The following is a 13202-nucleotide window of genomic DNA, read 5'->3' on the forward strand; positions in this document are numbered from 1 at the left end:
TCAGGGCCGCTTCGCGGCCCAGCGGGGATAAATCCCCTCGCCACAGGTGAACCTGCAATATTTCCTAGCCCGCCATCACTTCCCGAATATCCGCCGCCAATTCCCGCACCCGCGCCTCTTCTGTATCCCAGGAGCACATGAAGCGTGCGCCGCCCTTGCCGATGAAGGTGTAGAAGCGCCAGCCCTTGGCCGTCAGCGCGGCGATAGCCGGCTCCGAGAGTTGCAGGAACACCCCGTTGGCCTGGACCGGGAACATCAGTTCCACGCCCTCGATGTCGCTGACCAGCTCCGCCAGCAATTGCGCGCAGCGGTTGGCGTGGCGGGCGTGCTTGAGCCAGGCGTCGTTTTGCAGCAGGCCGACCCAGGGCGCGGACAGGAAGCGCATTTTCGACGCCAGTTGCCCGGCCTGTTTGCAGCGGTAGTCGAAGTCTTCGGCCAGGTCGTGGTTGAAGAACAGAATTGCTTCGCCCACCGCCATGCCGTTTTTCGTCCCGCCGAAGCACAACACGTCCACGCCGGCCTTCCAGGTCAGGTCTGCCGGGGTGCAGCCGAGGAAGGCGCAGGCGTTGGAGAATCGCGCGCCGTCCATGTGCAGGTTCAGGCCCAGCTCCTTGCAGGTGACGCTGATGGCGCGGATTTCCTCCGGCGTGTAGACACTGCCCACTTCCGTGGCCTGGGTCAGGGTCACGACGCGCGGCTTGGGGTAGTGGATATCCTGGCGCTTGAGGGCGACCTCGCGGATCGAGTCGGGCGTCAGCTTGCCGTTCTCGGTGCGTGCCACCAGCAGCTTGGAGCCGTTGGAGAAGAATTCCGGCGCGCCACATTCGTCGGTCTCGACGTGGGCGGTTTCCGAGCAGATCACGCTGTGATAACTCTGGCACAGTGAGGACAGCGCCAAGGAGTTGGCCGCCGTGCCGTTGAACGCGAAGAACACTTCGCAGTCGGTTTCGAACAAGGCACGGAAATCATCCGCCGCGCGATGGGTCCACTCGTCGTCGCCGTAGGCGCGCTGGTGGCCCTGGTTGGCTTCTTCCATGGCCGCCCAGGCTTCAGGGCAGATGCCGGAATAGTTGTCGCTGGCAAATTGTTGACTCTTGTCGGTCATGGCCGTGCTCCTTGATTAGAGAGTCCTGGGTAAGAGATCCCTGGCGGAATTCCCGGATGGGGGTTCCTTGGTCCGGCGTGCTTGAGTGCGCAACGCCGTGGTTTATGTTGGTGCGCACTTTACCCAAGATTAGCGGGGGAACATACGGGATGTTTCTGTCAGAAAATCACAAAGCCCCAGGGCCGCGACGCACATGAGTCGACGCGACGGCGCCCTGGACCTGCTCAAGTGGCTGGCTCTGTTGTCGATGGTCCTCGATCATCTGCGATATGTCGGTTTTTCCGTCGATTGGCTGTATGTGCCGGGGAGGTTGGCGTTTCCGTGGTTCTGCCTGGCGATGGCGGCAAACCTGGCGCGCAGCGGCGGCGCCGCCGGCACCGATGCGTGGCGCTACCTGGGCTGGCTGTTGCTGTTCAGCGCCGTCAGCGAAATTCCCTATCGCTTGTTCATTCCCGCCCCCGCCACCTTGAATGTCATGCCTACGTTGGTGCTTGGGTTATTGGTAGCGCGTTGTTGGCAGACGCCCACCTTGGAAGCGCGATGCCTGGCCGCGATGGCGTTGCTGCTGGCGGCGCTGTTTTCGTCGCGGTTGATGTTTGGCTTCTATGGGGTGCTGCTGCCACTGGCGACATTGCTGGCGTTCAAGCGCTCGCTGTTTCTGGCCTTGCTGCCGGGACTGGTGTGCGTGGCGGCCAATCAATGGCGGGTGCTGTATGGCGCCGCGTGGCTGGGGGATGCGGTGGCGTTGTGGGGGTTGGTGGCTTGCCTGATCGCGCCAGGGCTGGGCCTGGTGCTTTTGCGACACGCGGGTCGTTTTCATCCGGTGCCGATGCGACGTTGGGCCTATCTGCTCTATCCCGCGCACTTTCTGCTGTTGCTCGCGGTTCGCCAAGCCTTTGCATAACCCTTGTTCTCTCACCACAAGGGAAGGTGTTCGATTCCATTTGATCCCATGTCGTAAACGCACCTTTGCGTGGCGTCCATAGGCATTTGACCTGCCTGCGCCGGCCATACCATCGCATCCAAAGGGCACGACCGAAACGGTCCGTGCCTCACCGAGACGAAAGGCGCACCGCCGCCGCTGGGAGAGACGCGATGTTCAGCAAGCAAGACCAAATCCAAGGCTACGATGATGCACTGCTGGCGGCGATGAATGCCGAGGAGCAACGCCAGGAAGACCACATCGAACTGATCGCGTCCGAGAACTACACCAGCAAGCGTGTGATGCAGGCCCAGGGCAGCGGCTTGACCAACAAATACGCCGAAGGCTATCCGGGCAAGCGCTACTACGGTGGCTGCGAGCACGTCGACAAGGTCGAGGCCCTGGCCATCGAGCGCGCCAAGCAGTTGTTCGGCGCCGATTACGCCAACGTCCAGCCCCACTCCGGTTCGTCGGCCAACAGCGCCGTCTACCTGGCCCTGCTGCAAGCCGGTGACACCATCCTGGGCATGAGCCTGGCCCACGGCGGTCACCTGACTCACGGTGCGAAAGTGTCGTCCTCAGGCAAACTCTACAACGCGGTGCAATACGGCATCGACACCACCACCGGCCTGATCGACTACGACGAAGTCGAGCGCCTGGCGGTCGAGTGCAAGCCGAAGATGATCGTTGCCGGTTTCTCTGCCTACTCCAAGACCCTGGATTTTCCACGCTTCCGCCAGATCGCCGACAAGGTCGGTGCGCTGCTGTTCGTCGACATGGCCCACGTCGCTGGCCTGGTTGCCGCCGGCCTGTACCCAAACCCACTGCCGTACGCCGACGTGGTCACCACCACCACCCACAAGACCCTGCGCGGTCCCCGTGGCGGTCTGATCCTGGCCAAGTCCAACGAAGAAATCGAGAAGAAGCTCAACGCCGCGGTATTCCCCGGCGCCCAGGGCGGCCCGCTGATGCACGTGATCGCCGGCAAGGCCGTGTGCTTCAAGGAGGCCCTGGAACCAGGTTTCAAGGCCTATCAACAGCAAGTGATCGAAAACGCCCAGGCCATGGCTGGCGTGTTCATCAAGCGTGGCTACGATGTGGTATCCGGCGGCACCGATAATCACCTGTTCCTGGTCAGCCTGATTCGCCAGGGCCTGACGGGCAAGGACGCCGACGCCGCCCTGGGCCGCGCCCACATCACCGTCAACAAGAACGCCGTGCCGAACGACCCGCAATCGCCGTTCGTGACCTCGGGCCTGCGTATCGGTACCCCGGCGGTGACCACGCGCGGTTTCAAGGTCAGCCAGTGCGTCACGCTGGCCGGTTGGATCTGCGACATCCTCGACAACCTCGGCGATGCCGATGTCGAGGCCAATGTCGCGCAGCAAGTGGCGGCCCTGTGCGCGGACTTCCCGGTTTATCGCTGAGTCGGTTTTGGAGTAAATGACTATGCAACGCTATTCGGGCTTCGGCCTCTTCAAACACTCACTCAGCCACCATGAAAACTGGCAGCGGATGTGGCGCACGCCGACGCCGAAAAAGGTTTATGACGTGGTCATCGTCGGCGGTGGCGGGCATGGCCTGGCGACCGCCTATTACCTGGCCAAGGAACACGGCATCACCAACGTGGCCGTGGTCGAGAAGGGCTGGCTGGGCGGCGGTAACACCGCGCGCAACACCACCATCGTGCGCTCCAACTACCTGTGGGACGAGTCGGCCCACCTGTACGAACATGCGATGAAACTCTGGGAAGGCCTGTCCCAGGACCTGAACTACAACGTGATGTTTTCCCAGCGTGGCGTCTACAACCTGTGCCATACCCTGCAGGACATCCGTGATTCCGAGCGTCGCGTCAGCGCCAACCGCCTCAACGGCGTGGACGGCGAGCTGCTCAACGCCAAGCAAGTGGCCGACGAAATCCCATACCTGGATTGCTCGAAAAACACCCGCTACCCGGTGATGGGCGCCACCGTCCAGCGTCGCGGCGGCGTGGCCCGTCACGATGCCGTGGCCTGGGGCTTTGCCCGGGCGGCGGACGCGTTGGGCGTGGACCTGATCCAGCAGACCGAAGTGATCGGTTTTCGCAAGGAAAACGGCGTGTGCATCGGCGTTGAAACCAACAAGGGCTTCATTGGCGCCAAGCGTGTCGGCGTGGTGACCGCCGGTAACTCCGGGCACATGGCCAAGCTCGCGGGCTTCCGCCTGCCGGTTGAGTCCCATCCATTGCAAGCGTTGGTATCGGAGCCGATCAAGCCGATCATCGACAGTGTGATCATGTCCAACGCCGTACACGGCTATATCAGCCAGTCCGACAAGGGCGACCTGGTGATCGGCGCCGGTATCGACGGCTACAACGGCTACGGCCAGCGTGGTTCGTACCCGGTGATCGAGCACACCATCCAGGCCATCGTCGAAATGTTCCCGGTGCTCTCGCGGGTGCGCATGAACCGCCAGTGGGGCGGCATCGTCGACACCACCCCGGACGCCTGCCCGATCATCTCCAAGACCCCGGTGCCGAACATGTTCTTCAACTGCGGTTGGGGCACCGGTGGTTTCAAGGCCACACCTGGCTCGGGCAACGTGTTTGCCGCAAGCCTGGCCAAGGGTGAAATGCACCCGCTGGCCGCGCCGTTTTCCATCGACCGTTTCCACAACGGCGCACTCATTGACGAACACGGCGCTGCTGCCGTCGCCCACTAACAGGAGAAATCCCCATGTTGCACATCTTCTGTCCTCACTGCGGCGAACTGCGCTCCGAAGAGGAATTCCATGCATCCGGCCAGGCGCATATCCCGCGTCCACTGGACCCGAACGCCTGCACCGACGAGGAGTGGGGCGACTACATGTTCTTCCGCGACAACCCTCGCGGCCTGCATCACGAGTTGTGGATCCATGCCGCCGGTTGCCGCCAGTACTTCAACGCGACCCGTGACACCGTGACCTACGAAATTCTCGAAACCTACAAGATCGGTCAAAAGCCGCAATTCACCGACAAGGCTGACAGTCCGAAAGCGGCCGCGCAGGCTCTGGGAGAGAAGGTATGAGCCAGATCAATCGCCTGTCCAACGGCGGACGGATCGACCGTAACAAAGTGCTGAGCTTCACCTTCAACGGCCAGACCTACAAAGGCTTCGAGGGCGACTCCCTGGCCGCCGCGCTGCTGGCCAACGGGGTCGACATCATCGGTCGCAGCTTCAAGTATTCCCGTCCGCGCGGCATTTTCGCCGCCGGCGCCGAAGAGCCGAACGCGGTGCTGCAGATCGGTGCCACCGAAGCCACCCAGATTCCGAACGTAAGGGCAACGCAACAAGCGCTGTACCAAGGCCTGGTCGCCACCAGCACCAACGGCTGGCCGAACGTGAACAACGACATGATGGGGATCCTCGGCAAGGTCGGCGGCAAGCTGATGCCGCCGGGCTTCTACTACAAAACCTTCATGTACCCGCAATCGTTCTGGATGACCTACGAAAAGTACATCCGCAAGGCCGCAGGGTTGGGTCGCTCGCCGACCGAGAACGATCCGGACACCTACGACTACATGAACCGTCACTGCGACGTGTTGATCGTCGGCGCCGGCCCTGCTGGTCTGGCCGCCGCACTGGCCGCGGCCCGCAGCGGTGCGCGCGTGATCCTGGCTGACGAGCAGGAAGAGTTCGGTGGCAGCCTGCTCGATTCCCGCGAGAGTCTGGACGGCAAGCCGGCGACCGAGTGGGTCGCTGCCGCGGTGGCTGAACTGCGCTCGATGCCGGAAGTGGTGTTGCTGCCTCGCGCCACGGTGAACGGCTACCACGACCATAACTTCCTGACCATCCATGAGCGCCTCACCGATCACCTGGGTGATCGCGCTCCGATCGGCCAGGTTCGCCAGCGCATCAACCGGGTCCGCGCCAAGCGCGTGGTGCTGGCGACCGGCGCCTGCGAGCGGCCATTGGTCTACGGCAACAACGACGTGCCGGGCAACATGCTGGCTGGCGCGGTTTCTACTTACATCCGCCGCTACGGCGTGGCGCCGGGCAAGAAACTGGTCCTGAGCACCAACAATGACCACGCCTATCGCGTGGCCCTGGACTGGTTCGACGCCGGCCTGCAAGTGGTAGCCGTGGCCGATGCCCGCAGCAACCCACGTGGCGCACTGGTGGAAGAAGCCCGCGCCAAGGGCATCCGCATCCTTACCGGCAGCGCCGTGATCGAAGCCCTTGGCAGCAAGCGCGTCACCGGGGCACGGGTTGCCGCGATCGATGTGCGCGCCCATACAGTCACCAGCCCCGGCGAATGGCTGGACTGCGACCTGGTGGCGAGCTCCGGCGGCTACAGCCCGGTGGTCCACCTGGCTTCGCACCTGGGCGGCAAGCCGATCTGGCGTGAAGACATCCTCGGTTTCGTACCGGGCGAAGCTCCGCAGAAACGGGTGTGCGTCGGCGGTGTAAATGGCGTGTACAGCCTCGGCGATAGCTTGGCCGACGGTTTCGAAGGCGGCGTGCGCGCGGCCAGCGAAGCGGGTTTCAAGGCAGTGGAGGGCGTGTTGCCCAAAGCCCTGAGCCGTCACGAAGAACCGACCCTGGCGCTGTTCCAGGTGCCCCACGAAAAAACCACCGCTCGGGCGCCGAAGCAATTCGTCGACCTGCAAAACGACGTCACCGCCGCCGCCATCGAACTCGCCACCCGCGAAGGCTTCGAGTCGGTGGAACACGTCAAGCGTTACACCGCCCTGGGCTTCGGCACTGACCAAGGCAAGCTGGGCAACGTCAACGGCCTGGCCATCGCGGCCCGTTCGCTGAACGTGAGCATCCCGCAGATGGGCACCACCATGTTCCGTCCGAACTACACGCCGGTGACTTTCGGCGCGGTGGCCGGCCGTCACTGCGGGCACATTTTCGAGCCGGTGCGCTTCACCGCGCTGCATGCCTGGCATGTAAAAAACGGTGCCGAGTTCGAAGACGTCGGCCAATGGAAGCGCCCTTGGTACTTCCCTAAGAACGGCGAAGACATGCACGCCGCAGTCAAGCGCGAATGCAAGGCCGTGCGCGACAGCGTCGGCCTGCTGGACGCCTCGACCCTGGGCAAGATCGATATCCAGGGCCCGGATGCCCGTGAGTTCCTCAACCGCATCTACACCAATGCCTGGACCAAGCTCGACGTGGGCAAGGCCCGCTACGGCCTGATGTGCAAGGAAGACGGCATGGTCTTCGACGACGGCGTGACAGCCTGTCTGGCGGACAACCATTTCCTGATGACCACCACCACTGGCGGCGCGGCTCGTGTGCTGCAATGGCTGGAGATCTACCAGCAGACCGAATGGCCGGACTTGAAGGTGTACTTCACCTCGGTCACCGACCACTGGGCAACCATGACCCTGTCGGGGCCCAACAGCCGCAAGCTGCTGAGCGAAGTCACCGACATCGACCTGGACAAGGACGGCTTCCCGTTCATGACCTGGAAGGAAGGCCTGGTGGGCGGCGTGCCGGCGCGGGTGTTCCGTATCTCGTTCACCGGTGAGCTGTCATACGAGATCAACGTGCAGGCCGACTACGCCATGGGTGTGCTCGAGCAGATCGTCGAGGCCGGCAAGAAATACAACCTGACCCCGTACGGCACCGAGACCATGCACGTCTTGCGGGCTGAGAAAGGCTTCATCATCGTCGGTCAGGACACCGACGGTTCGATGACCCCGGACGACCTGAACATGGGCTGGTGCGTCGGCCGCACCAAGCCGTTCTCTTGGATCGGCTGGCGCGGGATGAATCGCGAAGATTGCGTGCGCGAAAATCGCAAGCAACTGGTGGGGCTCAAGCCGATCGACCCGAATGTCTGGCTGCCGGAAGGCGCCCAGCTGGTGTTCAACCCCAAGCAGGCGATCCCGATGTCGATGGTCGGCCACGTCACCTCCAGCTATGCGCATAACTCTCTGGGTTATTCGTTTGCGATGGGTGTGGTCAAGGGTGGCTTGAAGCGCCTGGGCGAGCGGGTGTTCGCGCCATTGGCCGACGGCCGGGTGATCGAGGCAGAGATCGTTTCTTCGGTGTTCTTCGATCCGAAGGGGGATCGGCAGAACATCTGATTGGCTTGAGATCCTGTGGGGCGCAATCGCGAGCAAGCTCGCTCCCACAGTTGATCGCGTAACCCTTGTGGGAGCGAGCTTGCTCGCGATGACGGCCTGAAGGTCGCCACAAGGTTGGCTCAATAGTATTCAGACAGGTGCTCCATATGACCGCAGTCAACGTGTATCAACAACGCCCAACCACCGGGGCCAAGGCCGAGTCGTCGCTGCACCATGCCGACCTCGCAAGCCAGGTGGGCAAGGGTCGCAAGAACGCCGGCGTGACCGTGCGCGAGAAAAAACTCCTGGGCCACCTGACCATTCGTGGCGACGGCCATGACCCAGCGTTCGCCGCTGGCGTGCATAAGGCCCTGGGCCTGGAATTGCCGGCCGCGCTGACCGTCGTCATCAAGGGCGAAACCAGCCTGCAATGGCTCGGCCCGGATGAGTGGCTGCTGGTGGTGCCCACCGGCGAGGAATTCGCCGCCGAGCAAAAGCTGCGTGAAGCCCTCGGCGACCTGCACATCCAGATCGTCAATGTCAGCGGCGGCCAGCAGATCCTCGAACTGTCCGGCCCGAACGTGCGCGACGTGCTGATGAAATCCACCAGCTACGATGTACACCCAAGCAATTTCCCGGTGGGCAAAGCCGTGGGCACGGTGTTCGCCAAGTCGCAACTGGTGATCCGCCATACGGCTGAAGACACCTGTGAACTGGTGATCCGCCGCAGCTTCTCCGACTACTGGTGGCTGTGGTTGCAGGATGCCGCGGCGGAGTATGGGTTGAGCGTGCAGGCCTGATACACAGAGGCTAAAGCTGAACACTGTTGTGGCGAGGGGATTTATCCCCGCTGGGCTGCGAAGCAGCCCCAAAAGCTTGATGTGATCAACCTGACACTCTGAAGTAGCAGGTCTAGGGGCTGCTCCGCAGCCCAGCGGGGATAAATCCCCTCGCCACAGGGGTTCTGTGCTTAGCGGGGGGATTTGTCCATAACAAACAGGAGTCACCGCAATGAGCCGCGCCCCAGACACATGGATCCTGACTGCCGATTGCCCCAGCGTGCTCGGCACGGTGGACGCGGTGACCCGCTTTCTGTTCGAGCAGGGCTGCTACGTCACCGAACACCACTCGTTCGACGACCGACTCTCGGCGCGCTTCTTCATTCGCGTGGAGTTTCGCCAGCCTGACGGTTTCGATGAGCAGAGTTTCCGCGCCGGCCTGGCCGAGCGTGCCGAAGCCTTTGGCATGGTCTTCGAACTGACCCCGCCCAACTATCGACCCAAAGTGGTGATCATGGTCTCCAAGGCCGATCACTGCCTCAACGACTTGCTCTACCGCCAGCGCATCGGCCAGTTGTCGATGGACGTAGTGGCCGTGGTGTCCAACCACCCAGACCTCAAGCCGTTGGCCGACTGGCACCAGATTCCCTACTACCATTTCCCCCTTGACCCGAACGACAAACCGGCCCAGGAGCGGCAGGTGTGGCAGGTGATCGAAGACACCGGCGCCGAACTGGTGATCCTCGCCCGCTACATGCAAGTGCTGTCGCCAGAGTTGTGCCGCAAGCTTGATGGCAAGGCGATCAACATCCATCACTCGTTGCTGCCGGGGTTCAAGGGTGCCAAGCCGTATCACCAGGCCTACAACAAAGGCGTGAAGCTGGTGGGCGCCACGGCGCATTACATCAACAACGATCTGGACGAAGGGCCGATCATTGCCCAAGGCGTGGAAGTGGTGGACCACAGCCACTACCCCGAAGATTTGATTGCCAAGGGCAGGGATATCGAAGGGCTCACCTTGGCCCGGGCGGTGGGGTATCACATTGAGCGGCGGGTGTTCTTGAACGCCAATCGCACGGTTGTTCTTTAGACCGTCATCGCGAGCAAGCTCGCTCCCACAGGATCTGTGTAGGCCTGCAGATTCTGGACGCACCAACAGTCCATTGTGGGAGCGAGCTTGCTCGCGATAGGGCCTTTACTGACAACACCAAAACAAGCACCGAACACAGAAACAAGCCACAAGCACCAACCCGAGCAATCAACGCGCTGCCTGCCTGGGCAGCGCAGTTTCATAAAAACAACAGCGAGGTGAAAGCATGTCCGGTAATCGTGGTGTCGTGTATCTCGGCAACGGCAAGGTCGAAGTACAGAAAATCGACTATCCCAAAATGCAGGACCCGCGCGGCAGGAAGATCGAGCACGGCGTCATCCTGCGCGTAGTCTCCACCAACATCTGCGGCTCCGACCAACATATGGTGCGCGGTCGTACCACCGCCCAGACCGGGCTGGTCCTGGGCCATGAGATCACCGGTGAAGTGATCGAGAAGGGCAGCGACGTCGAGAACCTGAAAATCGGCGACCTGGTGTCGGTACCGTTCAACGTGGCTTGCGGGCGCTGCCGTTCCTGCAAGGAAATGCACACCGGCGTCTGCCTGACCGTCAACCCGGCCCGTGCCGGCGGTGCCTACGGTTACGTCGACATGGGCGACTGGACCGGCGGCCAAGCCGAATACGTGCTGGTGCCGTACGCCGATTTCAACCTGCTGAAGCTGCCGGATCGTGACAAGGCCATGGGGAAAATCCGTGACCTGACCTGCCTGTCCGACATCCTGCCCACCGGCTACCACGGCGCCGTCACCGCCGGCGTTGGCCCAGGCAGCACCGTCTACATTGCCGGTGCCGGTCCGGTTGGCCTGGCGGCCGCTGCGTCCGCTCGCCTGTTGGGCGCGGCCGTGGTCATCATCGGCGACGTGAATCCGGTCCGCCTGGCCCACGCCAAGGCCCAGGGCTTCGAAATTGCCGACCTGTCCCAGGACACTCCGCTGCATGAGCAGATCGCCGCGCTGCTGGGCGAGCCTGAAGTCGACTGCGCGGTCGACGCTGTAGGCTTCGAAGCTCGCGGCCATGGCCATGACGGCGTCAAGCACGAAGCCCCGGCCACCGTGCTCAACTCATTGATGGGCGTGGTCCGCGTCGCTGGCAAGATCGGCATCCCCGGCCTGTACGTCACCGAAGACCCGGGCGCGGTCGATGCCGCAGCGAAAATGGGCAGCCTGAGCATCCGCTTCGGCTTGGGCTGGGCTAAATCCCACAGCTTCCACACCGGCCAGACCCCGGTGATGAAATACAATCGCCAACTGATGCAGGCGATCATGTGGGACCGTATCAACATTGCCGAAATCGTGGGTGTGCAGGTCATCAGCCTGGACGACGCGCCGAAGGGGTATGGCGAGTTCGATGCGGGCGTGCCGAAGAAGTTTGTGATCGATCCGCACAAGTTGTTCAGCGCGGCGTAAGGTTGTAGGCAAGACGGAAAAAGGGCGGCAGTGGTGTCGCCCTTTTTATTCAGGACCCTGCGGTGTCAGGACCCGTTCGCAGAATTCGGGATAAAATCCCCGGGCACTGGGGCCACGGCAATATTCCTGGGCCCGGGTCAAGGCCTCGCGACTGAACACCATGCTTTGCGGCATGCTGGCAAAGGTCACGTAGCCGCCCTGTTGCGTCTTGATTGCGTCAAAACCCGGCATGTCGTAAACCAGTTCCACATCATCATCGACAAGCATCCGCGCCTTGATCGTGACGTGTGTGTATTGCTTGGCGCCGGGCGCGTTGTTGAGTGCGGCCAGGCCATGCCCAACCACGCGCAACATGTGCTCCACCCACGGTTCTGACGCCTGCGTGGCAGCGTCTGGACGGTAGAGGACGGTCAAGGATTGCTGGTTGCGGATGACTTCGGTAAGGGCCGGGTCCGAGCGTTTGATGCGATGTTCGATGGTCAGCCATGCCTTCTGCTCGTCACTGAGGTTGTCGGCAAGATCCGGATTCAAAGGGCCACGCTGGCATTCATTGACGCCCAGGACAATCAGCATGCCGGTCAGGATGACGGCGAGGGTGGCGCCACCGATTTGTACATTCATGAGCAAGCTCTGGTAAGAAGATGCCGCACTTTACGGTAACCCCAGCGGGAATGGCAGAGCAGGTTTGGAGTAGCGAAACTCGGACTACGTACCTGACCTTAATCAAAGCTGACTTGAAAATAATCGGCATTGATGAGTTGGCACTCGTTAACATCCTGGCTTTTACAGTTATTGTTTATCCACGGCGAAAAGGTGGGTTCTTGAACGTGGGGATATTGCATGACCAGATTCATATCGCCATATCGGCATGTGATGGTGGTACGAATGGCAAGTTCTTCTTCGTCCTCGCTCTCTTCGTGCTGTACATATTCCGCGCCTTCGAATAACAGTTTTCTCGGGTTGACCGAATCCACGAGGTTTTCGCTCCGCCATTCGAACTCATCGTGCCCTTCGACAAAATAAACATCTTCTACCGCCTCGATGTTTCTGTGTATGTCCGTGGCCGCGGGGCAGGTTATTTCGCCAGCGTTAACCTGGCCAATAACCCCTAGCAATAACCCCACGCCGCGGGCTCGTATCTTAAACATGTCGCGCCTCCTGGCTCGGCCCATGGCTATTCTTACGGCTGTTTCCAGGTCGGGCTACTGTCAGAGTTGACAGTCCTTTATGTCAATCCGTAATTATGTATAGATATATATCGGCTCACTGCTCTAGCGTGAGATAAATACAAAAGAAATTGGAAGTTTCGGAGTTTGCTGTAGGAAGTTTCTCTGTTATGTAGAAACTTGTGAGCGATAGAAAAGCTATTCTTCAGCGGCGGCCAGCCTGGCTTTCCCGCAGTGCGGCTGGCGCAGGTGTCTGATGAAGGTGGCGACCTCGAAAATCCGCCACGGACTCATCAAAATCTGAGACTGAAATAATCGCTGCTGTTCCGAAATTGGCAAGCACGGGTGCCGAGGCTTGTGCAATGACCGTTCAATCCCGGTGTAAGGTAGTCAAGGGTAAGTTTCGTCTCGCAGTGCTGGTAGATCACGCTGACCTGTTGATATTCGTCAGGTTCCTGGATCGCGAATTCCGCTTCGTCGAATTGTAGTGACGCAGGGTTGAGCTCTTGCACGATGGTTTGGCTCTGCCAGTCAGGAGCATCCTGGATATTGACAGTTGCAGTGTCGTCCTGGAGTTGTGTCAACGCCGGACAAGAAGCTTCTCCAGCCTGAACATGGCCGATTATCAGCAGGATCATTCCCGCGCCGCCTCCAATGAAATATCGCATGTGCATGTC

General features: G+C 61.2%; 12 protein-coding genes. 8 read left to right on the plus strand and 4 right to left on the minus strand.

Annotation, left to right across the window (positions count from 1 at the left end; all coding sequences use genetic code 11):
- Positions 1-64: 64 nt before the first annotated feature.
- Positions 65-1105, minus strand: a complete 1041-nt coding sequence (locus J3P92_RS02545; protein ID WP_420764939.1) for a low specificity L-threonine aldolase — start codon at positions 1103-1105, stop codon at positions 65-67.
- 193 nt (positions 1106-1298) lie between these two features.
- Here J3P92_RS02545 and J3P92_RS02550 point away from each other — a divergent pair, with 193 nt between their 5' ends.
- The 8 genes from J3P92_RS02550 (at position 1299) to fdhA (ending at position 11359) form a co-directional block, all read left to right on the plus strand.
- A complete protein-coding gene (locus tag J3P92_RS02550; RefSeq protein WP_420764938.1) occupies positions 1299-2009 on the plus strand; it encodes a TraX family protein in 711 nt (236 codons plus the stop codon).
- A 191-nt stretch (positions 2010-2200) separates the two neighbouring features.
- Positions 2201-3454: a serine hydroxymethyltransferase gene (glyA, locus tag J3P92_RS02555; RefSeq protein ID WP_420764937.1), complete on the plus strand. Its 1254-nt coding sequence runs from the start codon at positions 2201-2203 to the stop codon at positions 3452-3454.
- A 22-nt stretch (positions 3455-3476) separates the two neighbouring features.
- The gene (locus J3P92_RS02560) at positions 3477-4727 is read left to right on the plus strand and encodes a sarcosine oxidase subunit beta (protein ID WP_030139293.1); all 1251 of its coding nucleotides are present in this window, start codon (positions 3477-3479) and stop codon (positions 4725-4727) included.
- 14 nt (positions 4728-4741) lie between these two features.
- Complete coding sequence (locus J3P92_RS02565) at positions 4742-5071, plus strand: sarcosine oxidase subunit delta (RefSeq protein WP_434561923.1); 330 nt, start codon at positions 4742-4744, stop codon at positions 5069-5071.
- Positions 5068-8085, plus strand: coding sequence for a sarcosine oxidase subunit alpha (locus tag J3P92_RS02570; protein ID WP_434649824.1), 3018 nt, complete (start codon positions 5068-5070; stop codon positions 8083-8085). Before J3P92_RS02565 ends, J3P92_RS02570 begins: the two co-directional genes overlap by 4 nt.
- Before the next feature lie 146 nt (positions 8086-8231).
- Positions 8232-8864, plus strand: a complete 633-nt coding sequence (locus tag J3P92_RS02575) for a sarcosine oxidase subunit gamma (RefSeq protein ID WP_434649825.1) — start codon at positions 8232-8234, stop codon at positions 8862-8864.
- Positions 8865-9075: 211 nt separating this feature from the next.
- Positions 9076-9933, plus strand: coding sequence for a formyltetrahydrofolate deformylase (gene purU, locus J3P92_RS02580; RefSeq protein ID WP_420764933.1), 858 nt, complete (start codon positions 9076-9078; stop codon positions 9931-9933).
- A 226-nt stretch (positions 9934-10159) separates the two neighbouring features.
- Complete coding sequence (gene fdhA, locus J3P92_RS02585) at positions 10160-11359, plus strand: formaldehyde dehydrogenase, glutathione-independent (RefSeq protein WP_434649827.1); 1200 nt, start codon at positions 10160-10162, stop codon at positions 11357-11359.
- Between the two features lie 45 nt (positions 11360-11404).
- Here the strand turns inward: fdhA and J3P92_RS02590 are convergent, their stop codons facing one another.
- The 3 genes from J3P92_RS02590 to J3P92_RS02600 all read right to left on the minus strand — a co-directional run bounded on the left by J3P92_RS02590 (position 11405) and on the right by J3P92_RS02600 (position 13193).
- On the minus strand, positions 11405-11980 hold the full coding sequence (locus J3P92_RS02590; protein WP_434609135.1) for a hypothetical protein: 576 nt from the start codon (positions 11978-11980) through the stop codon (positions 11405-11407).
- A gap of 98 nt (positions 11981-12078) precedes the next feature.
- Positions 12079-12507, minus strand: coding sequence for a DUF3757 domain-containing protein (locus tag J3P92_RS02595; RefSeq protein ID WP_434649829.1), 429 nt, complete (start codon positions 12505-12507; stop codon positions 12079-12081).
- 311 nt (positions 12508-12818) lie between these two features.
- Positions 12819-13193, minus strand: coding sequence for a hypothetical protein (locus tag J3P92_RS02600; protein WP_434649831.1), 375 nt, complete (start codon positions 13191-13193; stop codon positions 12819-12821).
- Positions 13194-13202: the final 9 nt, after the last annotated feature.

It is taken from the genome of Pseudomonas sp. D3-27 (assembly GCF_051132165.1).
Taxonomy (GTDB): Bacteria; Pseudomonadota; Gammaproteobacteria; order Pseudomonadales; family Pseudomonadaceae; genus Aquipseudomonas.